23 protein-coding genes and 1 pseudogene are annotated in these 24686 nt (G+C 73.8%); 11 read left to right on the top strand and 13 right to left on the bottom strand.

The features are described from left to right. Positions 1-8: 8 nt before the first annotated feature. Positions 9-269, bottom strand: a complete 261-nt coding sequence (locus IH50_RS37775; protein ID WP_037872516.1) for a twin-arginine translocase TatA/TatE family subunit — start codon at positions 267-269, stop codon at positions 9-11. 145 nt (positions 270-414) lie between these two features. Between IH50_RS37775 and IH50_RS0117975 the strand changes: the two genes are divergently transcribed. Together IH50_RS0117975 and IH50_RS0117970 are read left to right on the top strand one after the other, a co-directional pair. Next, entirely contained in the window at positions 415-804 is a 390-nt protein-coding gene (locus tag IH50_RS0117975; RefSeq protein WP_030862734.1) for a BlaI/MecI/CopY family transcriptional regulator, read from the top strand. A 7-nt stretch (positions 805-811) separates the two neighbouring features. Further along, complete coding sequence (locus tag IH50_RS0117970) at positions 812-1744, top strand: M56 family metallopeptidase (RefSeq protein ID WP_030862731.1); 933 nt, start codon at positions 812-814, stop codon at positions 1742-1744. Between the two features lie 37 nt (positions 1745-1781). Here IH50_RS0117970 and IH50_RS0117965 read toward each other — a convergent pair whose 3' ends face one another. Beyond that, complete coding sequence (locus IH50_RS0117965; protein ID WP_030862728.1) at positions 1782-2237, bottom strand: tellurite resistance TerB family protein; 456 nt, start codon at positions 2235-2237, stop codon at positions 1782-1784. Between the two features lie 534 nt (positions 2238-2771). On the opposite strand from IH50_RS0117965, the gene IH50_RS0117955 reads away from it, so the two are divergent. Together IH50_RS0117955 and IH50_RS0117950 are read left to right on the top strand one after the other, a co-directional pair. Beyond that, complete coding sequence (locus IH50_RS0117955; protein WP_030862724.1) at positions 2772-4109, top strand: hemolysin family protein; 1338 nt, start codon at positions 2772-2774, stop codon at positions 4107-4109. Further along, a complete protein-coding gene (locus IH50_RS0117950; protein ID WP_030862721.1) occupies positions 4106-5125 on the top strand; it encodes a CNNM domain-containing protein in 1020 nt (339 codons plus the stop codon). Before IH50_RS0117955 ends, IH50_RS0117950 begins: the two co-directional genes overlap by 4 nt. A gap of 233 nt (positions 5126-5358) precedes the next feature. On the opposite strand, the gene IH50_RS0117945 is transcribed toward IH50_RS0117950, so the two are convergent. Next, entirely contained in the window at positions 5359-6417 is a 1059-nt protein-coding gene (locus tag IH50_RS0117945) for a CapA family protein (RefSeq protein ID WP_051767361.1), read from the bottom strand. 96 nt (positions 6418-6513) lie between these two features. Between IH50_RS0117945 and IH50_RS39850 the strand changes: the two are divergent. Next, positions 6514-6705: pseudogene (locus IH50_RS39850) on the top strand (helix-turn-helix domain-containing protein); the annotation flags it as partial. A 49-nt stretch (positions 6706-6754) separates the two neighbouring features. On the opposite strand, the gene IH50_RS0117940 reads toward IH50_RS39850, so the two are convergent. The 6 genes from IH50_RS0117940 to IH50_RS0117915 all read right to left on the bottom strand — a co-directional run bounded on the left by IH50_RS0117940 (position 6755) and on the right by IH50_RS0117915 (position 11525). Further along, a complete protein-coding gene (locus tag IH50_RS0117940; protein ID WP_030862715.1) occupies positions 6755-8029 on the bottom strand; it encodes a membrane protein in 1275 nt (424 codons plus the stop codon). Next, on the bottom strand, positions 8026-9333 hold the full coding sequence (locus tag IH50_RS0117935; protein WP_030862713.1) for a bifunctional glycosyltransferase family 2/GtrA family protein: 1308 nt from the start codon (positions 9331-9333) through the stop codon (positions 8026-8028). The genes IH50_RS0117940 and IH50_RS0117935 overlap by 4 nt, the downstream gene beginning before the upstream one ends. 125 nt (positions 9334-9458) lie before the next feature. Beyond that, entirely contained in the window at positions 9459-10007 is a 549-nt protein-coding gene (locus IH50_RS42050) for a hypothetical protein (RefSeq protein WP_063759496.1), read from the bottom strand. Between the two features lie 11 nt (positions 10008-10018). Then, entirely contained in the window at positions 10019-10525 is a 507-nt protein-coding gene (locus IH50_RS0117925) for a SigE family RNA polymerase sigma factor (RefSeq protein ID WP_030862707.1), read from the bottom strand. Between the two features lie 204 nt (positions 10526-10729). Next, positions 10730-11080, bottom strand: a complete 351-nt coding sequence (locus IH50_RS0117920; protein ID WP_030862704.1) for a hypothetical protein — start codon at positions 11078-11080, stop codon at positions 10730-10732. A gap of 67 nt (positions 11081-11147) precedes the next feature. Then, positions 11148-11525, bottom strand: a complete 378-nt coding sequence (locus IH50_RS0117915; RefSeq protein WP_030862703.1) for a DUF6479 family protein — start codon at positions 11523-11525, stop codon at positions 11148-11150. 145 nt (positions 11526-11670) lie between these two features. Between IH50_RS0117915 and IH50_RS0117910 the strand changes: the two genes are divergently transcribed. The 4 genes from IH50_RS0117910 (at position 11671) to IH50_RS0117895 (ending at position 16737) form a co-directional block, all read left to right on the top strand. Beyond that, positions 11671-12042, top strand: coding sequence for a hypothetical protein (locus IH50_RS0117910; protein ID WP_030862700.1), 372 nt, complete (start codon positions 11671-11673; stop codon positions 12040-12042). A 119-nt stretch (positions 12043-12161) separates the two neighbouring features. Continuing rightward, entirely contained in the window at positions 12162-14417 is a 2256-nt protein-coding gene (locus tag IH50_RS0117905) for a serine/threonine-protein kinase (protein WP_030862697.1), read from the top strand. Between the two features lie 94 nt (positions 14418-14511). After that, a complete protein-coding gene (locus IH50_RS0117900) occupies positions 14512-16080 on the top strand; it encodes a phytoene desaturase family protein (RefSeq protein ID WP_030862696.1) in 1569 nt (522 codons plus the stop codon). 78 nt (positions 16081-16158) lie between these two features. Then, positions 16159-16737: a TetR/AcrR family transcriptional regulator gene (locus tag IH50_RS0117895; RefSeq protein ID WP_030862695.1), complete on the top strand. Its 579-nt coding sequence runs from the start codon at positions 16159-16161 to the stop codon at positions 16735-16737. A gap of 13 nt (positions 16738-16750) precedes the next feature. On the opposite strand, the gene paaK is transcribed toward IH50_RS0117895, so the two are convergent. Together paaK and IH50_RS0117885 are read right to left on the bottom strand one after the other, a co-directional pair. Then, on the bottom strand, positions 16751-18052 hold the full coding sequence (gene paaK, locus IH50_RS0117890; protein ID WP_030862693.1) for a phenylacetate--CoA ligase PaaK: 1302 nt from the start codon (positions 18050-18052) through the stop codon (positions 16751-16753). A gap of 136 nt (positions 18053-18188) precedes the next feature. Continuing rightward, entirely contained in the window at positions 18189-19751 is a 1563-nt protein-coding gene (locus tag IH50_RS0117885; RefSeq protein WP_037872522.1) for a sulfatase, read from the bottom strand. Positions 19752-20201: 450 nt separating this feature from the next. Between IH50_RS0117885 and IH50_RS0117880 the strand changes: the two genes are divergently transcribed. Continuing rightward, positions 20202-20444 carry a DUF397 domain-containing protein gene (locus IH50_RS0117880; protein ID WP_030862688.1) on the top strand — a complete coding sequence of 81 codons (243 nt, stop codon included), beginning with the start codon at positions 20202-20204 and terminating at the stop codon, positions 20442-20444. Positions 20445-20628: 184 nt separating this feature from the next. Next, on the top strand, positions 20629-21126 hold the full coding sequence (locus IH50_RS0117875; protein WP_030862686.1) for a hypothetical protein: 498 nt from the start codon (positions 20629-20631) through the stop codon (positions 21124-21126). 55 nt (positions 21127-21181) lie between these two features. Here the strand turns inward: IH50_RS0117875 and IH50_RS0117870 are convergent, their stop codons facing one another. Together IH50_RS0117870 and IH50_RS0117865 are read right to left on the bottom strand one after the other, a co-directional pair. Next, the gene (locus IH50_RS0117870) at positions 21182-23092 is read right to left on the bottom strand and encodes an N-acetylmuramoyl-L-alanine amidase (protein ID WP_030862684.1); all 1911 of its coding nucleotides are present in this window, start codon (positions 23090-23092) and stop codon (positions 21182-21184) included. A 260-nt stretch (positions 23093-23352) separates the two neighbouring features. Next, positions 23353-24465, bottom strand: coding sequence for an aminoglycoside phosphotransferase family protein (locus IH50_RS0117865; protein ID WP_030862682.1), 1113 nt, complete (start codon positions 24463-24465; stop codon positions 23353-23355). Positions 24466-24686: the final 221 nt, after the last annotated feature.

The following is a 24686-nucleotide window of genomic DNA, read 5'->3' as shown; positions in this document are numbered from 1 at the left end:
TCGGCCCGTCACCCGGCCGGACGGTCCCCCGGAGGCGTGTCGCCGGTCCGCCCGGAACGGGGGGCGGGCGGCGGCAGCGTCCCGCCCTGGATGATCCGTGGGGCCGCGGGCGCCTCCTGAGCCTTGTCCTGCTCCTTCATCGCGCGCGCCTCGGCCTTGAGGATGCGGGCCGACTTGCCCGCCGAGCGGGCGAGTTCCGGGAGCTTCTTGGCGGCGAGGACGGCTATGACGACGATGAGGATGACGGCCAGCTCGCTCAGTCCGAACATGGGTGCACTGCTCCTTCTCCGAGGCACGGGCGGCCCGGGCAGAATCTACATCACTGTAGAGGGGTGTGGGGGTGGCGTACGGGTTCCGGGGGCGTCTATACGATGTCCGCGCGGGAAACGGACGGCGGTGGAAGGGAGGCGGGGCGTGGCGGAGCAGCGGGAGGGTTCCCGGCGGCGGGGGCAGGGTGAGCTGGAAGGGCTGGTCCTGGCGGCGCTGCGGGAGGCGGACGGCCCGGCGACGGCCGGCTGGGTGCGGGAGCGTCTGGGTGGCGGTCTCGCCTATACGACCGTCATCACCATCCTGACCAGGCTGCTGGCCAAGGGGGCGGTCACGCGGGAGCGTGCGGGCCGGTCCTTCGTCTGGACGCCCGCCTCCGACCAGGCGGGCCTGGCCGCCCACAGGATGCGCCGGGTGCTGGACGCCGAGGGCGACCGGGAGGCGGTGCTGGCCAGTTTCGTGACCGGTCTCGGGCCGGACGACGAGCGGCTGTTGCGGGAGCTGCTGGGCCGGTCGGGGGACGAAGGGGAAGACTGAGGCCGCGATGGGGGTGTTCGTCTTTCTGCCGCTGGTGCTGCCCCTGACGGCGTGGCCGATCGCGCGCCTGGCCGAGCAGCATCTGCACCCGCGCACGGCGACCCGGCTGCTGACCGGGGTGGCCGCGGTGATGGCGGTGTGCAGCACGCTGTGCCTGGGCCTGGTGATGGTGGTCGGCACCGCCCAGCTGCCCGGCAACCCGCTGCCCGACGGCTGGTCCGACCCCGAGGTGCGCGCGGCGGTGCCGTTCGACGAGGTGGCCGGCAAGGTGGCGATCCCCGCCCTGGGCGCGGTGCTGGCCGCGTGCGGGCGGACGCTGTGGCGGCACGGGCGGGTACGCCGCCGTGCCCACCGGGCGCTGGCCGGGCTGCCGGAGACGCAGGCCGCAATCCTGCCGGACGACGTGCCCTACGCCTACGCGCTGCCCGGCGGCCGGCGGGACCGCGTGGTGGTGACCACGGCGCTGCTGGACTGCCTGGAGCCGGCCGAGCGCCGGGCACTGTTCGCCCACGAACGCGCCCACCTGACCGCCCGCCACCACCGCTTCCTGCTCACCGTCCAGCTGGCCGCACGCGCCAACCCCTTCCTGCGGCCGCTGCGCACGGCGGTGGCGTACACGGCGGAGCGGTGGGCGGACGAGGACGCGGCCCGGACGGTCGGCAGCCGCCGCACGGTGGCCCGGGCGATCGGCAAGGCGGCCCTGGTCTCGCGCGGCACCCCGGTCACCACCCTGGCCGGCCTGGCCGCGGCGGGCCCGGTGCCGCGCCGGGTGGCGGCCCTGCTCGGACCCGCCCCGGCGGTGCGCCACTGGCCGTCGCTGTTCACCCTGGTCGGCCTGGCGACATGGGGCGCCGCCGCGGGGACCGCCGTCTCCGCGATGTCGTCCGCGAACTCCGCCGTGACGATGGTTCTCATCCTGCACGCGGCCACACCCCTCTGACCCCGCGGCGGGCCGGCCGCCGCGGGGCCGGGGCCGCTCAGAGGTCGAACTCGTGCGGCGGCAGGTCGAGGGCGTAGCACGCCTCGCGGACCACGGCCCGCTCGTTCTTGTCGAAGTCGCCGTCGGCGCCGCCGATGACGATGCCGATCTGGACGACCGCCCGCGCCTCGGCGGGCTTCTTCCTCGCCTTGGCGATCTCCTGCAGGACGCTCACCTTGCCGAAGGCGAAGTCGGCGGTCAGCCTGTCGATGTTGTCCTCGAAACGGCGGCGCAGGTCGTCGGCGGGGAAGTTCCGCAGCACCTCGTTGGCGGCGATGAGCTGGGCCACGCGCTGCCGCTCGGACGGATCGACGGTGCCGTCGGCCGCCGCCACCAGGGCGCACATCGCCATGCTCGCGTCGCGGAAGGCGCCGCTCTTCAGATCGTTCTTCCTGGCCGTCAACTGGGTCTGCATCGTCGACGCGGACTCCTTGAGGCGGTCCCACAGGGCCATGAGCACTCCGTACGGGTCGGGAGGCGCCCGGGCCGAAGTGTGCCGGGCGCCGTAACTTCTACAGTAATGTAGAAGTTACTCCTCCTCGCCCTCACCCTCGCCCTCGAAGGAGTTCCCGATCTCGTCCACGCCCTCCGCCGCGACCGCACCCCCGGCCCCGCCGACCGAGCCGGGCAAACGTTTGGGCGCCGTGGTGGCGTCGACTCCTTGGGTGTGCGCGTGTTTCGTGAAGGGGGTGTCGCGCGCGGGGCGGCGCGCGATATAACTTCTACAAGCGAGTAGAGGCATAGGGGGCCGACCCGAGGGAACTTTGCGTTTCCTTTACAGTGGGCGTGGGGGCAGGACGACCTGCTTCCCCTTCCAGTCGTGTCGTCCCACGTCCGGGAACACCGTTACGGCCAGAGCCGTTGTGTACTCGCACACCCATAGAAGGAGCACGTACGTGTCCGCCAGACCGACGGACCCCCCGGGACACAGTCCCGGACCATCCCGCCAGGCATTCCCTGAGCACGGCACACGGCGGGATGGTGTTCGATGAGTGCCGCGAACGCCCTCCTGGGCCTGCTGGCCGTCTTCGTCCTGACCGCCGGCACCGGATACTTCGTCGCCCAGGAATTCGCCTACGTCTCCGCCGACCGCCTCGCCCTGGCGCGCGAGGCCGAGGCCGGGGACCGCAAGGCCGCCCGCGCCCTGAAGGTGCTGGAGCGGCTGTCCTTCATGCTGTCGGGCGCACAGCTCGGCATCACCGTGACCGGACTGGTCGTCGGCTTCATCGCCGAGCCCTCGGTGTCCGCCCTGCTGAGGCCCGCCCTGTCAGGCCTGGGCCTCCCCGGCGCGGCCGTGAGCGGCATCGCGGTCGTCCTGGCCTTCGTGCTGGCCACGGTCGTCCAGATGGTGCTGGGCGAGCTGGCCCCGAAGAACCTGGCCATCGCCGTTCCCGAGCGGCTGGCGAAGGCCCTGGCCGGTTCCACGCTGGCCTACCTGAAGGTCGTCGGCCCCCTCGTGCGCGTCTTCGACGGCGCGGCGAACAGGCTGCTGCACCGGGTCGGCATCGAACCGGTGGAGGAACTGCACCACGGCGCCACCCTGGAGGAGCTGGGCCACCTGATCGGCGAGTCCCACGAACAGGGCGCCCTGCCGAAGGACACCGCCGCCCTGCTCGACCACGCCCTGGAGTTCTCCGACCGGACACTGGACGAGGTGATGGTGCCCCGCGTGGACGCCGTCTTCGTCCGCGAGGACGCCACCGCCGCCGAGGCGGTCGACCTCATCGCCAAGTACGGCCACTCCAATTACCCCGTCCTCGGCGACCACCCCGACGACGTCGGCGGCGTCCTCGGCGTGGCCGAGCTGATGCGCCTGCCCGCGGACCGCCTCGCCGCCACCACGGCCGGCGCCCTCGCCCGGCGCCCGCTGCTGCTGCCGGACACCCTCCCGCTGCCCGACGCCGTGACCCAGATGAGGGAACGGGACGACGAGTTCGCGGTCGTCCTGGACGAGCACGGCGGCGTGGCCGGCATCGTCACCTACGAGGACATCGCCGAGGAACTCGTCGGCGACATCGCGGACGAGACCGACACCGTCACCCGGGTCGCCGTCGCGGACGGCGACGGCTGGCTGGTGGACGCGGGCCGCCGGCTGGACGAGGTGGCCGAGGCCACCGGCGTCGAACTGCCCGAGGAGGAGGACTACGACACCGTGGCCGGCCTGATCGTCGACCGGCTCGGCCGCTTCCCCGCCATCGGGGACCGGCTCACGGTCGGACTGCCCGACGGCACCGCCGCCGTGATCGACGTACGCACCCTCGACCGGCACGTACCCGACCGGGTACGGATCCGGCGGCAGGCCCCTGAGACGGAGGAGCAGGCATGAGTTTCCCGATGGCGCTCTTCGTCACCGTGCTGCTGCTGATCGGCAGCGGATTCTTCGTGGCCGCCGAGTTCGCGCTGGTCGCCGCCAAGCGGCACCGCATGGAGAAGGCCGCGGCCGAGGGCCGGGCAGGCGCCGGTGCCGCCCTCGCCGGCATGCGCGAGCTGTCCCTGATGCTGGCCGGGGCCCAGCTGGGCATCACCGTGTGCACCCTGGGCCTGGGCTCGGTGTCCAAACCCGCGATCTCCCACGAGCTCGACCCGCTGCTGCACGAACTGGGCCTGCCGAGCGCGGTCAGCTACGGCGTCGCCTTCGCCGTCGCCATGGCCGTGGTCGTGTTCCTGCACATGGTGGTCGGCGAGATGGCCCCCAAGTCGTGGGCCATCGCCCACCCCGAGCGGTCCGCGATGCTGCTGTCGCCGCCCTTCCGGGCCGTGGTGAAGGCCGTACGCCCGCTGATCTCGGTGCTGAACAGGATGAGCAACGCCCTTGTACGGCTGTGCCGGGTCACCCCGCGCGACGAGCTCGCCCCCGTCCACGACCGGGAGCAGCTCACCCGTCTGGTGGCGGAGTCCGAGCGGCTCGGCCTGATCAGCGAGACGGACTCGGAGCTGCTGACGCGCTCGCTGACCGAACCCCAGACCCCGGTACGGGAACTGCAGGTGCCGGCGTCCGGGATCGTCTCGGTGGACGGCGGCGCCGGCGTCGACGAGATCCTGCGCGTCGCCGCGGAACACGACCGCACCCGGCTCCTGGTCCGCGAGCACGGCACGGTCCTCGGCGCGGTGCACGCCCGGGACGCCGTGGTGGCCCGCGCCCGGGGACGGGCGGCCGGCGCCCGCGCCCTGGCCCGCCCGGTGCCCGAGCTGACGGACGACGCCACGGTCGCCGACGCGATCGACCTGCTGCGCCGTCACCGGGCCTCGCTGGCCGTGGTCCGCGACGGCTCCGGGCAGCTCACCGGCATGGTCAGTCTGGACGACCTGCTGGCCCGCTTCCTGCAGCCGCAGACGGCGTAAGGCCCGCACGCCGAGCCGCGGGGCCGTGCCGGTGAGGGCGGCGAGCGCCCGGTCGCGGCGGCCCGCGCGGCCGTCGCGCACGCCCTGCGGCCGCCGCGCACCGTGGTGTCCGTGAAGGCGCCCGTGCGCGGCGGCGGACCGGTGTGCCCGGCCGTGTGCGCGACGTCGTCCGTCCTACGGGACCTCCCGCCTCGGCCGGGCCCGGGCGCCCCCGCCGGGCACGGCCGGAACGGTCACCGCGGGGCGAGGGCGAGCGCGCCGTCCGGGCCGAGGACGATGTCCACGCCGCTGACCCGGTCGAGCGTCTCCCGCAGCCAGGCCCGCTCGTCCGCCGCGGCGGGCTCCAGCCGCATCCGCCGCGTTCTCAGCGGCACCATGCGCAGCCCGGACGGGCGCCCGCCGTCCGGGGACACCGACAGCAGCCAGGCCAGCCGCAGGTCGTCGCGGTACTCCTCGTAGCCGGTGATGCCCTCGTAGTCGTCGACGAAGTCGCCGCAGCCGTGGAGGATCACCCGGCCGCGGTACCTCTCGACCCGGCGGGGGTGGTGCGAGGAGTGGCCGTGGACGACGTCCACACCTCCGTCGACCAGTACGTGGGCGAAGCCGACATGGCTCCGCGGCACATGGTGGCCCCAGTTCGAACCCCAGTGCACGGACACCACCGCGACGTCCCCCGGACGCTTCACCTGCCGCACCCGCCGGACGACCGCCTCCGCCGCGGCGGCCGACGGCTCCGCGAGGAACGCCACCCCCGACCGCTCCTCCGTCGCCGTCCAGCTCGGCGGGATGCCGCTGGACATCATCCCCAGGGCGAACACCAGCACCCGGCCGCCCCCGGCGGGGACCACCGCCGGCGCGTACGCCTCGTCGGCGTCCCGTCCCGCGCCCGCCGTCCTCAGCCCCGCGCCGTGCAGCACCTCCAGCGTCTCCCGGAGCCCGGGGCGGCCGAAGTCGAGCACATGGTTGTTGGCCAGGACGCACACGTCGGGCCGCGCCACCTCCACGGCGGGCACATTGGCCGGGCTCATCCGGTAGTGGACGGCCTTCCCGGGCGCGAACGCGTCGCTCCGCGTGACCGAGGTCTCCAGATTGACGATCCGCACGTCCGGGGCGGCCTCACCGAGCACCTCCAGCGCCCGGCCCCACGGCCACGAGAACGGGACCGGCCGGGGAACCGGGCCGCTCACCGCCTCCGCCAGCTCCACATAGCCGCGCGCGTCCCGGACGAAGTCCTCCCGCAGTGCGGGGTCGCCCGGGTGCGGGAGGATCTGGTCGACCCCCCGCCCGAGCATCACGTCCCCGCACAGGAACAGCGTCACCGTCCCGGCGTCCACCTCTCCACGGTAGGCCCGTCCCGCACCGCACGACTCGGCCTCACCGGTCCGTGCGCGGCCGACGCGGGCCGCACCCTGCGGGCCGAGGTCGAGCGCCGCACCGACGCACTGGCCGCCGCCCCCTGGCGGACCCTCGGCGACCAGGCCACCGCGAGGCTCGCCGAACTCCTCGGCCCCCTCTGGCTGGAGGTCCTGGGCTCAGGCATGCTGCCTCGCGAGACCACGCTCGGCATCGGAAGGATCTGACGCCGCGCGCCGCACCGCACGGGCGTCCCGCCCGGCCGGCCACGCCCCCCTACGGCACGCCCAGTTCGAACAGGACGTATCCCGCGTACGAGCCGGAGGCCAGGGCCGCCGTGCCCAGCACCGCGGCCAGCGAGGGCCACTTCAGCCGGCGCATGGCCAGGGCGAGCGGGACGAACAGCGGGAACAGCGGGAGCAGATAGCGGGAGACGTTGCCGAAGTACTGCTGCGTGGCCATCACCATCAGGTACGACAGCACCGTGTACACGACGAGGACGGCGGGCGGGCGCAGCCGTATCAGCAGCACCGTCAGCACCGGCACCAGCAGCACCACCCCGACCCCGATGATGTCCTCGAACGGCATCGCGAAGAGATAGTCGGAGTGGCCCACCGGTACGGAGGTGAGCACGTCGAGGGTGTGCCGGCCCCAGTCGAACTTGTGGGCCCAGGCGCCGTCCTGGAGCTTGTTGTAGCCGCCCCAGTCGCCCATCCGGTAGCCCACCCAGCCCAGATAGCCGGCCACGCCCAGCGGGGCGATCGCCACCGCGGTCAGCGGGCGGCGGATGCCCTCCTCGCGGCGCCACACCGCGAACAGCCCGGCGACGGCGAGGGCGGCGACCAGGGTGACGGCGGTGGGCCGGGCGAGCCCGGCGGTGAAGGTCAGCACCCCGGCGGTGAGCCAGTGACGGGTCATCACGGCGTAGCAGGCCCAGGCGGCCAGCGCCGTGTACACGGACTCGGAGTACACCGCCCACTCCGCGCCGGAGCCGGGCCACACCGCCCACAGCCCCACGGCGACCAGACCGGCCCGGTACCCGCCCAGCCGGGCCGTGACGGCGTGGATGCCGAGCGCCGCGACGAAGGAGAACACGACCGACACGGTCATCCCGGCGCCGTACGGGCCGAGCCCGGTGACCTCCGAGACCATCCGCATCAGCGCCGGGTACAGCGGGAAGAACGCCGCCGAGTTGCCCTCCAGGGTGATCAGCCCGGTGGCGCCGGGTATCGGCTCCAGCGCCGGGTCGTAGCCGTGCAGGGCGATCTGCTGGTACCACCAGCCGTCCCAGCTTCCCAGCACGTCCCAGGTGTGGGCGCCGCCGCCGAAGCGCGGATGCTTCTCGCGGAAGTCGCCGGCCGAGTCCAGCAGGTACATGAAGACGGCGAAGCCCACCAGCTTCAGCACGCCGTACGTCGCGAGGACGGGCCCGTAGCGCACGGCGGCGCGGCGCAGCCGCTCGCGCGGGTCCGGGGCGGCCGGCGGGGCGGTGCCGGGCGGGGGCACGGGGGACGGGGCCGGGCCGGCCTGGCTCGTCGGGGCGGTGGTCATGAGGTCGGGGATCCTGTCGTACGGCGGGAGCGTCGGCCGGGGAACACCCAGGCCCGCAGAAGGAGGAAGCGCAGCAGGGTCGCGGCGAGGTTGGCGGCGACCAGCGTCAGCAGCTCCACCCGGGGTCCCGCCCCGGGCGCCGCGCGGTGCAGCACGGCCAGCGAACCGCTGGTGAGGGCGAGGCCGACCAGGAACGCCGCCAGCCCCTTGAGCTGATGGCGCAGCACCCCGGTCCGGCCGCGCACCCCGAAGGTGAGCCGCCGGTTCGCGGCGGTGTTGGCGACGGCGCTGGCCAGCAGGGCGAGCGCGTTGGCCGCCTGGGCACCCGCGGCGGGCCGGAGCATGCTGTAGAGCAGCAGGTAGAACAGGGTGCTGGCCACCCCGACGGCGGCGAAGCGCAGCATCTGGGGGACCAGCGCGGGCGGCAGCCCGGCGGACTCGTCGAGTTCCCCGGGGCGGCGCAGCGCCGCCAGCGGCAGCCGGCCGCCGGCCAACGCCCGGCCGAGGCGGGCCATGCCGCGCAGGTCCGCCAGCGCCGTGGACAGGATGTCGACCCGGCTGTCGGGGTCGTCCACCCAGTCCACCGGCACCTCGTGGATGCGCAGCCCGGCGCGTTCGGCGATCACCAGCAGCTCGGTGTCGAAGAACCACTCCCGGTCCTCCACCAGCGGCAGCAGCCGCTCGGCGACATCCCGCCGCACCGCCTTGAAACCGCACTGCGCGTCACTGAACCTCACGGCGAGCGTGCCGCGCAGCAGTCCGTTGTAGCAGCGGGAGATGATCTCCCGCTTCGGGCCGCGCACCACCCGCGACCCGCGGGCCAGACGGGTGCCGATCGCGATGTCCGAGTGTCCGGAGATCAGCGGGGCCACCAGCGGCAGCAGGGCCGCGAGATCGGTGGACAGGTCCACGTCCAGATAGGCGAGCACCGGCGCGGACGAGCGGGACCAGGCGGTGTGCAGGGCCCGGCCGCGGCCCTTCTCGGCCAGCCGTATCCACTCCGTTCCGGGCAGTTCCCGGGCCAGCCGCGCGGCGATCGCCGGGGTGCGGTCCGTACTGGCGTTGTCGGCGACGGTGATCCGGAAGGCGTAGGGGAAGGTTTCCGCGAGGTGCGCGTGGAGCCGCCGGACACAGGGCTCCAGGTCGTTCTCCTCATTGTGCACGGGCACGACCACGTCCAGGACGGGCTCCGGATGGTGCGCCGGCAGCGGCGCCCGGCGCGGCAGCGCCACCTGCGCCGCGGACGTGGCGGACGTGGCGGAGGATCGGCGGTCGGTCGGTGCCGACCGCCTCGCGGTTCTCATGACGGGTTCACGGTCTCTTTCCGGCGTACGGCGTGAGGGGCCCCGGCAGGGGCGTGCCGCGCCCGAGTGGTGGTCGGGGGAACTGGTCCGTGGGCGGGGGCGCCCACGGGCGGGGACGAAAAGGGCTAGCCGCCGCCGGCCGACTCCTCCCCGGCCGACTCCTCTCCCGCCGATACGGAGGGCCTTCGCGCGGGTGACGTGGGCGTCGGGGCGGTCGGCGGTGCGGTGGAGACCGGTGGCGGTGCGGTCGTGCCCGGCGCGGTGGACGACGGGAGAGAGGTCTGCGTGCCGCGGTACCCGGGTGACGTGGTGCCGGTGTCCGTGCTCCCGGTGTCCGTGGTCCCGGGCGTGTGCGTCGGCGGCCACGACACGCTCGGGTCCGTGGCCGGGGCGGACGTCGTCGGCCCCGGGGACACCGGCGGCGGCGTCGGACCGGTCGCCGGCAGGGGGCCGCGGTCGGCCGGCAGGGACCGGGAGCCGGCGCCGGGCAGCAGGGCCAGCCCGACGCTCAGCCCGGCCACCGCGAGGGCCGAGCCGCCGGCCCGCCACAGCAGCCGGGCCCTGCGGCGGGCCCGGATGCCCTCGTACAGGCGCTCCTGGTGCTCGGACCGGAAGGGAGCCGGCTGCCCGCCGTCACGCATCATGCGCGTCAGCTCACGCTCGAAGTCGTCCATCGCTTCTCCCCTCACCCCACGGGCCTGACGGTGTCGGACAGGATCTGCCGCAGCCGCGCCACACCGCGCGACGCGTGGGAGCGCGCGGTGCCCACCGGACAGCCGAGGGCCTGCGCCACCTGGCCCTCGGGCAGGTCCTCGCAGTAGCGCAGCACCACGGCGGCCCGCTGCCGGGGCGGCAGCAGCGCCAGCGCGGCCTCCAGCCGCGAGCGCTCCGCGACGGCCGACGACACGTCGCCCGGCCCGGCCCGGTCGGGCAATTCGTCCACCGGGCGCTCCCCCCACCAGCGGCGCCGGGCCGAACGGGCCGCCATCCGCACCAGCACCTGGCGCACATACGCCTCCGGGGCCTGCTCGGCGACCCTCGGCCAGACGAACCACAGCTTCACCAGGGCCTCCTGGACGAGGTCCTCGGCGCGCTGCCGGTCACCGCCGGTGAGCAGCCGCGCGACATGGAGCAGCGCCGACCAGCGGGCAGCCACGAACTCGTCGAAGCCGTCCACCCGAAACCGCTCCATCCCCACCGCCCCGTGTCCGAACAACCCCTTACACCTGAGACAAAGACTCATGACCCGGCGAAACGATGCACCTGAATGCTGTGATCCGCCTCACCTCGGGCACGCCCGCCTCGGGCACGCGAAAGGGCGGGCCGTATGTCCGTCGACCGCATCACAGCGGTCGACGGACATACGGCCCGCCCCGGGGGCGGTGGCCGGCCCTGCCTACGTACGGTCGCCCTTCGGCTTGCCCCGCTGGTCCGGGGTGCCGTGCGGCGGCGGGCTGGACGGCTGCGGCGAGGTGGCGGGCGAGACGGGGGACCCGGCCCGCCCGGCGCCCTGCTCGGGACGGAGAGCGCCGGGGTCGCCGGACGTCGGCTCGGCACCCGCGTCGAGCTGCTCCAGCCGGGCCTTCAGCAGTCCGGTCGCCGTGGCCCGGTCGGCGTGCGCACGCTCGTACGCCAGCAGCTCCTCGACCTCGCCCGCGGACAGCGAGCGGATCCGGCTCTCCAGGCCCCCGATGGGCAGATGGTCGTAATCGGGCAGCGGCAGGGCGTTGCGGGCGGAATCTGCCATGGTTCTCACTTCCCTGGGGTACGACGTCGCGTGGCCGTCGGCGACGGGCCGACGGGGAGCGGGACGGTCAGCGGCCCCCCGGCCCGCCGCTGCCGAACGCCCCGCTGCCGCCCTCGTCCCAACGGGGCCGCTCCTGCGACGCGCTCGTACGGCTGCCGGCGTTGCCGTGACCCTTCAACTCGTGCGGCAGCAGCCGCTCGTCACTCCTGGGCACCTCGTCCGGCTCCCGCCGCTCCCGTGTCTCCCGGACCGGGCCCCCTTCGGGCATCCGGGGCTGCTCCTCCGGGCCGGGCCGGCTCCCCTCGCCCTTCCTGACCCGGCGGCTGCCGAGGACGAACATGCCGATCAGCAGCGCCACGACCACCACCCCCGCCACCACGAGCCCCGCACCGAGGGCGCCGCGGCCCGCGGCGAGGTCGGCCGTCTCCATCCACGCGGTGTTCATCATGACCCGCGGGTACCCCCGGTCCCGTCCGCCAACCCGCCCACCTCACGGCGCCGCACGGGTGTGTGGCACGGAGCCCCGGGAACCGCGCGGAACCCTTGCGGCCACCGGGTTTGACCGCCGGTACGGCGGCTACCCGCGTGATGTGACGACGACATCCCAGGAAGAGCTGTTCCGGTTCCTGGAGGACCGTTTCGCGTGCGCCCAGACATGTACCGAGTGCGCGCGGTCCTGCGCGACGCGGGCGAGCCTCGTGGACCCGGACGGGACCGAGAACCAGGAACTCGTACGACGCAAGGGCATCCTGTGCGCGGAGGTCTGCGACGCGACCTGCCGGGTGCTGTCCGAGCAGAACCAGGTGGACGAGGCGACCATCCGCATCCAGGTGGAGTGGTGCCGCCAGGTGTGCCTGGAGAGCGCGCAGGTGTTCGACGATCACTCCGGGGCGGAGCAGACGGCACAGGCGTGCCGCGCCTGCGCACGGGCCTGCACGGAGTTCCTCGCCACCCTGAACTGACCCGCCGGCGGGCGAAGCGGACCAGGAGTCGCGGCACCGTACAAACTCGGGCGAGTTGTCGCCATACTGGACGAGCCAGGGGAGGGCGGGGCGGACTGCGACGGGGGCGGGCAGGCGCGATGGGGGACAGCAGGCTGATCCACGGCCGGTACCGGCTGATCGACCGGATCGGACGCGGCGGCATGGGGGAGGTGTGGCGGGCACGGGACGAGTCACTGGGACGGCAGGTCGCCGTGAAGTGCCTCAAACCCGTCGGCCCGCAGCAGGACCGGTCGTTCGGCCGGGTGCTGCGCGAGCGGTTCCGCCGGGAGGCCCGGGTGGCCGCGGCACTGCAGCACCGGGGGATCACCGTCGTCCACGACTTCGGGGAGTCCGAGGGCGTGCTCTACCTGGTGATGGAGCTGCTCCGGGGCCGCAACCTCAGCCAGCTCCTGGAGGACAACAAGCAGCACCCGCTCCCGGTCGACGAGGTGGTGGAGATCGCCGGGCAGGTCGCCGAGGCCCTCGCCTACACCCACGACCAGGGCGTCGTGCACCGGGACCTCAAGCCCGCCAACATCGTGCGGCTGGACGACGGCACGGTGAAGATCTGCGACTTCGGCATCGCCCGCCTCGGCCACGACATCGGCTTCACGTCCCGGCTGACCGGCACCGGCGTCGCCATGGGCACCCCGCACTACATGTCGCCGGAGCAGATCAGCGGCTCGGAGGTGGACCGGCGCAGCGACCTGTACTCCTTCGGCTGCGTGCTGTACGAGATCGCCACCGGCGTGCCGCCGTTCGACCTCGACGACGCCTGGGCGGTCCTCGTCGGCCACCGCGACACCCCGCCCCGTCCGCCGCGCGGCCACCGCGCCGACCTGCCCGAGCGGCTGGAGCGCATCATCCTGGACCTGCTGGCCAAGGAGCCCGGCGGGCGGCCGGACAGCGCCCGTGAACTGGCCCGCCGGGTCGGCGCGCTGCGGGCCGCGCCGGCCGTGCCGGCGGCGGTGCCGGGCCCGGCGGGCCCGCCCGGCGCACCCGCGGGCGCGGTCCGCCCGTATCTCCTCGAGGAGCCCGAGCCGGTGGGGCGCGCGGCCCGGCTGCCGTCCTGGACCCGCGGCATGACCACCGGACACAAGGCGGCGGGCGCCGGGCTGCGCACCACACCCCCCGACCCGGCGGCCGGCCTGTCCGGCGAGTGGACCGCCCGCCCCGCCACCGGCTCCCGCGCGCGGCCCGCGGCGGACGAACCGCCCGCGCCCTCACCACAGACGCTGACCGCCCTCGCCGGACGGCACAACGCGGGCCTGAGCCTGGGACGCCTCGGCCGCTGGACGGAGGCGGGGGAGGTGCACCGCGCGGTCGCCGCCGAGCGCGAGCACCTCCTGGGCCCCGACCACTCCGACACCCTCGCCAGCCACTACGAGGTCGCGTTCACCCTCAGCCGCACCGGCCGCGCCGCCGACGCGCTGCGCGTCTACAAGCGGGTCGCCGAGGCCCGCATCCGCGCGTTCGGCGCCGACCACCCCGACACCCTCGCCGCCCGTCAGGAGATGGCGTACGTCCTCGCCCAGCTGGGCCGCCCCTTCGACGCCCACCAGGTCTATCTGTCGGTGCTCGCCGCCCGCGAGCGGACCATGGGCCCCGACCATCCCGACACCCTGCGCTGCCGCCACAACCTCGCCTTCAACCTCGGCCGGCTCGGCCGCCCGGAGGACTCGTACGCCATGGCGTACGAGGTGGCCGCCGACCGCGCCCGGGTGCTCGGACCCGAGCACCCCGACACCCTCGTCACCCGCTACGACGTCGCCTACACCCTCGGCCGGCTGGGCCGCTGGGCGGAGGCCCTGGAGATCTACCGCGAGGTCGCCGAGGCCCGCGCCAGGGCCCTCGGCCCGGACCACGCCGACACCCTCGCCGCCCGCTACGAGACCGGCATCAGCCTGGGCCGGCTGGGCCGCACCGCCCAGGCCCTCGACCTCTACCGCGCCCTGGTCGTGGACCGCACCCGCGTCCAGGGACCCACCCACCCCGAGACCCTGCGCGCCCGGCACGGCATCGGCGTCAACCTCGGCCGGCTCGGCCGCTGGGCGGACGCCCTCGCCGAGTCCCGCGAGGTGTGCGCGCTGCGCGAGCGGGTCCTCGGCGCCGATCACCCGGACACCCTGGTCAGCCGCCGTGAGGTGGCCGTCGGGCTGGGCTGGCTGGGTCACTGGGCGGACGCGCTGACCGAGTACCGGCGGGTCGCCGAGGCCCGTGAGCGCGTCCTCGGCGCGGACCACGCCGACACCCTCGCCGCCCGCGACGACGAGGCCCACTGCCTGGAGCGGCTGGGCCGCGGCGCGGAGGCGGCCGGCCTGTACCGCCGGATGACGGCGCTGCGGCAGCGGTGAGCGGCCGGCGGGGCGTGAGACGCCGGCGTGTGTCCGGCCGGTGCGGAGCGGCGAGTGTCTGGCCGGTGCGGACCGGCGCGTGTTACGAAGGACCATGACCGCACCCGAGGCAACCCGGACCTACGACGCCGTCATCGTCGGCGGAGGCCACAACGGCCTCGTCGCCGCCGCCTACCTCGCCCGGGCCGGGCGCTCCGTGCTGGTGCTGGAGCGGCTGGACCACACCGGCGGGGCGGCGGTGTCCACCCGCCCGTTCGCCGGTGTCGACGCACGGCTGTCCCGGTACTCGTACCTGGTCAGCCTGCTGCCCCGGAAGATCGTCCGGGACCTGGGGCTCGACTTCCGGCCGATCACCCGCAGCATCTCCTCGTACACCCCCGTCGAACGCGACGGACGGCCCACCGGGCTGCTCGTCGGCGGCGGTGAGCAGCGCACCCGCGAGGCGTTCGCCCGGCTCACCGGCTCCGGGAGCGAGTACCGGGCCTGGCGGCGCTTCTACGAGATGACCGGCCGCGTCGCCCGCGGTGTCTTCCCGACCCTCACCGAGCCGCTGCCCACCCGCGACGGACTGCGCCGCGCCGTCGGCGACGAGGAGGCCTGGCAGACCCTCTTCGAGGAACCCCTCGGCGTCGCCGTCGAGGAGCGCTTCGCCGACGACCTGGTGCGCGGCGTCGTCCTCACCGACGCCCTCATCGGCACCTTCGCCGACGCCCACGACCCCTCGCTGAAGCAGAACCGCTGCTTCCTCTACCACGTCATCGGCGGCGGCACCGGCGCCTGGGACGTCCCCGTCGGCGGCATGGGCGCCCTCACCGACGCCCTGGCCGACGCCGCCCGCGCCGCCGGCGCGGTCATCGCCACCGGCCATGAGGCGGTACGCGTCGACACCGACGGCCGCACGGCCGAGGTCACCCACCGCACCGCCGACGGCGAGGGCGTCACCGCCGCGCGGCACGTCCTGGTGAACGCCTCCCCGCGGGAACTCGCCAGGCTCACCGGCGACACACCCCCGCCGCCCGCCGAGGGCGCCCAGCTCAAGGTGAACATGCTCCTCGAGCGGCTGCCCCGGCTGCGCGACCCCTCCGTCGACCCGCGCGAGGCGTTCGCCGGCACCTTCCACATCGCCGAGGGATACGGGCAACTGGCCGCCGCCCACGCCCAGGCCGCCGCCGGCGAACTGCCCGCCGTCCCGCCGTCCGAGATCTACTGCCACTCGCTCACCGACCCCACGATCCTCGGCCCGGACCTGGCCGCCCGGGGCTACCAGACCCTCACCCTGTTCGGACTGCACACCCCCGCCCGGCTGTTCGAGCGGGACAACGACGCCGTGCGCGAGGAACTGCTGAAGTCGACGCTCGCCCAGCTCGACGCCCATCTCGCCGAGCCCCTCGCGGACTGCCTGGCCACGGACGCCGACGGCCGCCCGTGCCTGGAGGCCCGGTCCCCGCTGGACCTGGAACGCGACCTCGGACTGCCCGGCGGCAACATCTTCCACCGCGAGCTGTCCTGGCCCCACACGCAGGAGGGCACCGGCCGCTGGGGTGTGGAGACCCGGCACGCCAATGTCCTCCTGTGCGGCGCGGGCGCCGTGCGCGGCGGCGGGGTGAGCGGTGTACCGGGACACAACGCGGCCATGGCGGTGCTGGAGGCCGGGGAGGGGTGACGCGCCGACTGACGACTTCAGGCGTAGTACTCTGCCTGAAGTGGTGTGATGGCAGGTGCCGCGGGCGGAGTGAGGGCAGTGGTCAGAAGGAACGAGCAGCGGCGGGCCGCCCTGGTGGACGCGGCGATCGAGGTGCTGGCCCGTGAGGGCGCCCGGGGGCTGACGTTCAGGGCGGTGGACACCGAGGCCGCCGTACCCGTCGGCACCGCGTCGAACTACTTCTCCTCGCGCGACGACCTGCTCACCCAGGCCGGCGCCCGGGTCTACGAGCGGCTCCAGCCCGACGAGGAGCTCATCGCCCGGCAGCGGGCCGCCGGGCGCGACCGGGAGACCTACGCGGGGCTGATGCGGGAACTGGTCGGCCGTATCGCCGCCTTCCGCACCGGCTACCTCGCCCTGCTCGAACTCCGGCTGGAGGCCACCCGCCGCCCGGACCTCCGCGAGGTGCTCACCGAGCGGGTCCGTGCCGACGTCGAGGCCAATGTCCGCTACCACGAGGAGTCGGGCCTGCCCGGCGACGCCATGGCCGTCAGACTGCTGTACCTGGCGCTGAACTGGCTGATCGTCGAACAGCTCACCCTGCCGGACGTCTTCACCCCGGACGAGCGCGAACGGCTGGTGACGGCCGCGGTCGAGCGGATCGTGGCCGCCGGGTAGCCGGGACGGGCGGTCAGTCCCGCTTCTCGCGCAGGTCCACGATCCGCCGGATCTTGCCCACCGAGCGCTCCAGCGTCTCCGGGTCGACGATCTCCACGCCCACCGAAACGCCGACGCCGTCCTTCACGGCCGCCGCGATCGACCGGGCGGCCGCCTCCCGCGCCGTGGTGTCCGCGCCGGGACGGGCCTCCGCGCGGACGGTGAGGGAGTCCATCCGGCCCTCGGTGGTGAGACGGAGCTGGAAGTGAGGCGCCACGCCCGGAGTGCGCAGCACGATCTCCTCGATCTGCGTGGGGAAGAGGTTCACCCCGCGCAGGATCACCATGTCGTCACTGCGGCCGGTCACCTTCTCCATCCGCCGGAACACCCGGGCGGTCCCCGGCAGCAGACGGGTCAGGTCCCGCGTCCGGTACCGGACGACCGGCATCGCCTCCTTGGTGAGCGAGGTGAAGACCAGCTCACCCCGCTCGCCCTCCGGAAGGACCTCGCCGGTGATCGGGTCGACGACCTCCGGATAGAAATGGTCCTCCCAGATGTGCAGCCCGTCCTTGGTCTCCACGCACTCCTGCGCGACACCCGGACCGATCACCTCCGACAGCCCGTATATGTCCACCGCGTCGATCGCGAACCGCTCCTCGATCTCCTGCCGCATCCGCTCCGTCCACGGCTCCGCGCCGAAGATCCCCACCCGCAGCGAGGTGGAGCGCGGGTCGACGCCCTGCCGCTCGAACTCGTCGAGCAGGGTGAGCATGTAGGACGGGGTCACCATGATGATCCCGGGCTTCAGATCCTGGATCAGCGTCACCTGGCGGGACGTCATCCCGCCGGACGCGGGGATCACCGTGCAGCCGAGCCGTTCGGCGCCGTAGTGGGCGCCCAGGCCACCGGTGAACAGGCCATAGCCGTAGGCCACATGTGCGGTGTCCCCGGGCCGGCCGCCCGCCGCGCGGATGGACCGGGCCACCATGTCGGCCCACAGGGAAAGGTCACCTTCGGTGTAGCCGACGACCGTGGGGCGTCCGGTGGTGCCGCTGGAGGCGTGCAGACGGCGGATACGGTCGCGGGGGACCGCGAACATGCCGTACGGGTAGTTCTCCCGCAGGTCCGCCTTGGTGGTGAACGGGAAACGGGACAGGTCCGACAGCGAGCGGCAGTCGTCCGGGTGGACGCCCGCCGTGTCGAAGGACTCCCGGTAGAACGGCACGTTGTCGTACGCGTGCCGCAGGGAACGCCGCAGCCGTTCCAGCTGGAGCGCGCGCAGCCCTTCAAGGTCGAGCCGTTCCGCCGGGTCCAGCAGGTCCGCCGCCTCCGTCATCGGGGCCGTCCTCCCACCTGTCGTACTCGTGCAGACGACCGATCATTCGGTCGATCCTTCCGGGATCAGTAAGTCAGGCCACCGGCCCGGGGGCAAGAGCCCGCCTGCGCTTTTCCCGCCCCGCCACCGGAACCCCCTACGGGCGCACCGCCTCGCCCCGCGGTCCGTACGCCGTCATGAAGCGGTCGCGGAACTCGTCCATGCCCCAGCGCGGCGCGTCCGGCGCGGGCTTCAGACCGTCGGTCCACCCCCAGCCGTCCACCCGGTCCAGCACCTTCGGATCCTTGGCGACGATCGTGACCGGCACATCCCTGCTGGTGCTCCCGGCGGTGACGGTGGGCACCGGCTGGTGGTCGCCGAGGAAGACCAGGACCGTGTTCTCGTCGCCGTACCGCTCGACCCACTCGGTGATGCTGCTCAGCGAGTACTCGATGGCCCGCCGGTACTCGGTACGCACCTTCTCCGGGTCCTGCCAGACCTCCTCCGGGTCCGTGCCCTCCTTCTTGATCCGGTGGAACACCGAGCCGTCGCCGAGATCGTCCCAGTCGATCATGTGCGCGATGGGGGACCAGGGGTTGTGGCTGGAGGCGAGGATGATCTCCGCCATGATCGGCTCGCGGTCCTTCCTGCCGTGCTCCAGCCGCTCGAAGGCCTCCAGGCTGAACTGGTCGGGCACGGGAGTCCAGCTGAAGTACGGACCCTGGTAGCCGAGGTGCTCGGAGTCGTAGATGTGGTCCAGGCCGAAGAACTCGCCCTCCGGCCAGGCCCGCCGCACCCCGGGCACGATGCCGACGGTCCGCCAGTCGCCGGCCTTGCGGAAGTACTTGGTCAGGGTCATGCGGTCGCTGGTGGTCAGGCTGCGGTAGCGCTGCTGGTTCTTGATCCACAGACCGGACAGGAAGGTGGAGTGCGCGAGCCAGCTGCCGGCGCCGGTCACCGGGGACTTCAGCCAGCCGCTCCGGGAGGCGAAACCCGCGTCCTCGAGCCTGCGGGTGCCGTCCTTCAGCGCCGCGTCGACCGGTCCCGCCATCGCCGGGTCGTCGATCGCGGCCCGGCCGTAGCTCTCGATGAAGGTGAACAGGACGTCCTTGCCGCGCAGCCCGGTGAGCAACCGGTCGGGCGGCGTCTTCGCGAAGGCGTCGACCGCGGCCTCCTTCTCGAAGACCCGCGCGTCGCGCAGCCCCGCCCGCACCTGCTCCACTCGGTTGCCCAGCATCTCCGCGGTGCCCTTGGTGGCGACCGGCACACCGGCGACCCGCACGCCCAGCGTGACACAGGTGACCCACGCGACGCCCAGGACCAGCGTCGTGCGGACGGCGACGGGGCGGTGGCGGGCCATCAGACCGGTCAGCCGCACCGTCGCCAGCGTCATCAGCGCCGGCAGGGCCACGAACAGCACGATCACCCCGGCCACGGCGAGCACCTGCCCGCCCCGGCCGAACGACTCCCGGACGAAATCCGCCGCGTCGTCCAGCAGGATCCAGTCGAGCACCAGGTCGAAGGGCCGGGCCAGCACCTGGTGGAAGCCCATGTCCACGAACTTCAGGACGGTCAGCAGACCGAGCAGGACGCCCGAGACCACCGCCGCGGTCCGCCGCCACCTCGACGGCAGCGCGAGCAGCAGCGCGACGAGCAGGATGCCCTCGGCGGGCAGCCGGACGAACGCCCGGACGTCGAGACGTTCCACCTGGTTCGGCATGAGGAACGCGAAGAGCACCAGCACGCCGGCGAGAACGGTCGTCCCCACGGTGACGCCGCGCGCCGTACGCGGCCACCGGTGCCGCCAGCCGAACCAGCCCGGCGGCGCGACCACCGGCGGTGTGCTCCCGGCCGCCTCCCCGGGCGCGGCCGGGTCGCCTCCCCGGTCCGCCTCGCCCTCGGTGGTGTCCGGCAGCCGGCGGGGGCGAATGAAGAGCGACACCCGGAGGGTCCTTCCGTGCGGTCCTGCGATGGCATGGCGGACAGGACCCGGTGAACGGGCCTGCCCCCACCAGTACGTCGGCACGCCGCGGTGGGTTCAAAGCGCGCCGGACCGGTTCGCCCCGCCCGCCCGGCGTCCTCGCGGAAAGGTGCTCCTCGCGGCCTGTCGGGGGCGGGAACCGGTCGCTAGGCTGGCCCGCGGACGACGGTAATCGGGAGGAGCACGGACGTGGCCGAGAGCACCACCCAGCAGCGCCCGCTCACAGGCTGGGACAAGCCGGAGCTGGACCTCAGCAACGCGCAGTGGCAGTCCAGCAGCCGTGGCCTGGGCGATGTCCAGATCGCCTTCGTGGAGGGCTTCATCGCCATGCGCAACAGCGGCAGCCCGGAGAGCCCCTCCCTGATCTTCACCCCCGCCGAGTGGGGCGCGTTCGTGTCGGGAGCGCGGGAGGGGGAGTTCGACCTGACGTGAGCGGCGCCGCCGCGGATCGTGCACGCGCGCCGGCACGCCCCCGGGCACAGAGCACAGCCCCGGCCCCGGCGCGGACCCGGTCCTCGGCCGGGTCCGCCGGTCCGGGCGGCACCGGCGGTCCGGGCGGCGGAGGAGGGCGTCGCCCGACCGCCCGTACGCGGGTCCGGGCACGTACCATGGCGGCATGTCGTTCCTCCGCCGCCGCAGCGCCACACCCGCCGGGCCCGAATTCGACGTTCTGGCCATGGACCCGGGCGACTGGCCCGGCAATCTGGGCGCCGGCCTGCTGCCCGCCCCCGACGGAAGCTGCCAGGGCGTCTTCCTGCGTTACGACCTGTTCGGCGGCCGCGGCCCCGCGATGATCATCGGTAATCTGCCCGAGGGCTCCCCGGCCCGGGACGTCCCGGAGGGCGAGGTCCCCTTCGAGGTCGGGCAGCTGCTGCTGGCGCTGGAGAACGACGAGGAGATCACCGTCGTCGGTACCGAGGACGTGCCGGTGATGCAGGGCGACAACCTGCTGATCGTGCGCCGGGTCAAGCTCTCCGAGAGCCGGATCTCCTGCGTGCAGTTCGACCGCAGCGACAACGTCCTGGTGACCATCGCCGCCTGGGACCGCCCCATCACCGACGACCTGTACGCCCTCCTCAAGCCGCTCCCCGCGGGACTGTTCCAGCAGGGCTGACACAAAGGGCCGGGCTCCTTGGGAACCCGGCCCTCGCACCACCGCGTCCGCGCCGCTACGACGACGCCACCGTCACGTCCGCCGCCCGGACGAACCCGACCCGGTGGCCGAACTGGATCTCGTAGTACAGGTCCTTGCCCCGCACCACCTGGTGGGACGCCTCGTCGAAGGTCACCGCGTAGTAGTACTCGCCCGGCACCTTGCCCCCGGTGACGTACTTCTGGCCCTTGAGCACCGTGTACGGCAGCGGCGACACCGCCTGGGCCGGCACGCCCTCGGGATAGGCCTCCTTCTCCGGGTACGCCCTGCCGTAGACCGGCACCGAGTCGAGGCCCTCCTTCGGGGTGACGACCTTGCCCTTCGCGGGCACGGCGGCCGGCTGCTTCGCCGGGTTCTCGAACCAGGCCTTCTGGCCGAGGTACCAGATGGCGGTCCAGTCGCCCCAGCGGTCGGCGACCGCGTAACTCTGGCCGGTGGAGACCCGCGAGGACAGATCGTTCACCCCGGTGGTCGGGGCGGAGCCGAGGCCGATGTCCCTGACCAGCGGGGAGTCCTCGTCGTGGTCGGAGTACAGCCGCACCGCGCTCGACCCGTGGCCGGCGCACGGCTCGCCCGCGGTCGCGCAGCCCGTGAAGACCGGTCGGTTGGCGGCGTAGTCGGGCCGGATCGTGACGATGCCCGCGTGCTTGCCGGCCGTGGCCTTCAGGGGCTTGCCCAGCAGTTCGAAGTAGTGCCGCCAGTCCCAGTAGGGTCCGGGGTCGGTGTGCATGCCGGGGATGGTGGCGGTGGTCGTCCCCGGCACCGTGTCGTGGCCGAGGATGTGCTGCCGGTCCAGCGGGATGCCGTACTTCTCGGCGAGGTACTTCACCAGCCGGGCCGAGGACCGGTACATCGCCTCGGTGTACCAGGCGTCGGGATCCGTCAGGAAACCCTCGTGCTCCAGTCCGATCGACCCCGCGTTGACGTACCAGTTGCCCGCGTGCCAGGCCACGTCCTTCGCCTTCACATGCTGGGCGATGTGACCGTCCGTGGAGCGCAGACTGTATTGCCAGGACACATAGGTGGGGTCCTGCACCATGTCGAGGACGCCCTCCCAGGCGCCCTCCGTGTCATGGACGACGATGTACCGGATGCGCTGCGAGGCGGGCCGGTTCCCCAGGTCGTGATTGCCGTAGTCGCCGTCGCCGAACTCCTCGTACGGTGCCGGGATCCACTCGCAGGACACCGTCCTCGGGCACTCCGTGCCGGCGGTGGAGGCGGTGCGCAGTCCGGCGCGCTCCAGCGCCGCGGTGTCGGGCGCGAGGTCCGGGCGGGCGGTCAGGGCGACCCGCTGCCCGGCGTCGGTGACGCGTTCCTCGCCGGTGCGGATCACCTCGTACACGTCGTTCGCGTACGCCGTCGCCGACGCGGTGTCGTCGGCGCCGGAGAAGAGGGCGACCGCCGCATACCAGTCGGCGGGGTCGTCGCTCCCGGGCTCGCCCAGCCGGCGCTGGGCCTCGGCCAGCAGGGCGGCGCCGCCCGCCACGTTCGCGGCCGGGTCCTCGCGCAGGCGTTCGGGGCTGAGGCCGGTCAGGCGGGCGGCTCTCGGCAGGGTGATGAGCCGGGCGGGCAGCTCCCCGGTGCGTACCGCTCGTGCCTCGGGACGCTTCGACGGGCGGGCCTCGTCGCCGCGCGGATCCTCCGCGCCCGAGGCGTGGTGGTCGGAGGCGGCGAGCGCGGTGCGGGCGTCCGTGAGGTGCATGGGGCCGTAGCCGCCGGTCACGCTCGGGGCGCCGGCGTGGGCGTCCCAGCGGGACTGGAGGTAGGAGACGCCCAGCAGCACGCTCTGCGGTACGTCGTACTCGGCGGCCGCAGTGGCGAACGCCTGCTGGAGACGGGCGGTGCCCGGCGGGGCGGTGGAGGGGGCGGCGCCGAGCAGGGGGAGGGTGAGGGCGGCTGCGGCGAGGATGCGGACGGGTTGTCTCATGCGGCCTCCTGGGGCATGGGGCGTGGGGCGTGCGACGTGAGCCGAGCGGTGCGACAGTCGTACCGGTCGGCTGATAATCCGTCAATCATGCCCAGAGAGGCGTGAAATACCTTGTCAATCGGGGTGTGCGGGGTTTTCGTGGCGGCGGGTGCCGGGCCTGCGGGGCGTCAGTGGTGTACGCCAGTGGTGGCGGGGCGGGGACCGGCCCGCCACCACCTTCGCGGCCGCGGCACGACTGCCCGCGGCCGGGGAGGCACGGATCAGCGGGTGCCCACGGCCGCTCGTACCGCTCGGCGGGCCATCTGGCAGTCGTCGTGCAGGCGGCGGAGGAGGAGGCGGTGTTCCTCGCCGGACGGGGCCGTGGGCGACGTGTCCTGCATCGAGCGCTGGACGGCCGTCTCGTACGTACGGATCTCCCGGGTCAGGACGAGCATCAGGTTCACCAGGAAGGCGTCCCGTGAGGCCGGCCCCGCCGACTGGGCGATCTGGCTGATCTGGCGCCGGGCCGCCGGAGCGTCCCCGAGGACCGACCACAGCGTCGCCAGGTCGTACCCCGGCAGGTACCAGCCCGCGTGCTCCCAGTCCACCAGCACCGGGCCGGCCGGTGAGATCAGGATGTTGGAGAGCAGGGCGTCGCCGTGGCAGAACTGGCCCATGCCCTGCCGCCCGGTGGCCAGCGCGATGCCGTGCAGCAGCTTCTGCAGGTCGCCCAGGTCCCGGTCGGTGAGCAGCCCCAGCTCGTGGTACCGGGAGATACGGGCCGCGTAGTCCAGCGGCGCGTCGAACGTCCCGGCCGGCGGCCGCCAGGAGTTCAGCCGGCAGACCGCGCCGAGTGCCGCCCTGATGTCCGCCCGCGGGGGTGCCTCCGCCGGGTGCCGCTGAAGCGCCGCGACCCTGCCGGGCAGCCGCTCGATCACCAGCGTGCCGTTGTCCGGATCCGCCGCGATCAGCCGGGGCGCCCGCACAGGCGGACGGTGCCGGACGAACGAGCGGTATGCCGCTATTTCGTGGCGGATCCGCTCACTCCACGCGGGGGAGTGGTCCACTAAGCACTTGGCGACCGCGGTGCTCCGGCCGGTGGTGCCGACCAGCAGGACGGACCGGCCGGTGCGGCGCAGCACCTGGACCGGCGCGAACTCCGGGCAGATGCGGTGCACCGACGCGATCGCCGTGCGCAGCTGGGCGCCCTGCGGGCCGGACAGGTCGAGCCTCCCGCTGAGCGGCTGGGTGCCCGGTCCCGCGGTGCGCCGTACGTTGCCGGCGCCGAGGACGGGGGTCGCCGGGCGCGCGGGGGCGAGATAGGGGCCGCTGTCCGACGGACGGGGGCGCAGCGGCCGGGGCGGGGCGGACACGGAGGACGATGCTGCGTACATGGGTGATACAGATCCCTTCGTGTGCCTGCGACGTCAGTGCACCACCCGGCCCGGCCGCCCGGGCGCACCCTGGGGGAATGCCCCTGTGCGACGGGGTCGTGGTGGCGCGTTCCTACTCGACACCCGATGTCCCCTGGCACACCATCTGGCGCACCCTGGCGAACCCTGGCGAATAGTCGCCCGGCAAACCGCACCGGGCTACTGTCAACTCAGCCGAGAAC

Origin of the sequence: Streptomyces sp. NRRL S-37, from assembly GCF_000721605.1 — a bacterium.
Classification (GTDB): Bacteria; Actinomycetota; Actinomycetes; order Streptomycetales; family Streptomycetaceae; genus Streptomyces.
Note: the sequence above shows the minus strand (reverse complement) of the source record. Positions and strands in the feature narration are given on the sequence as shown.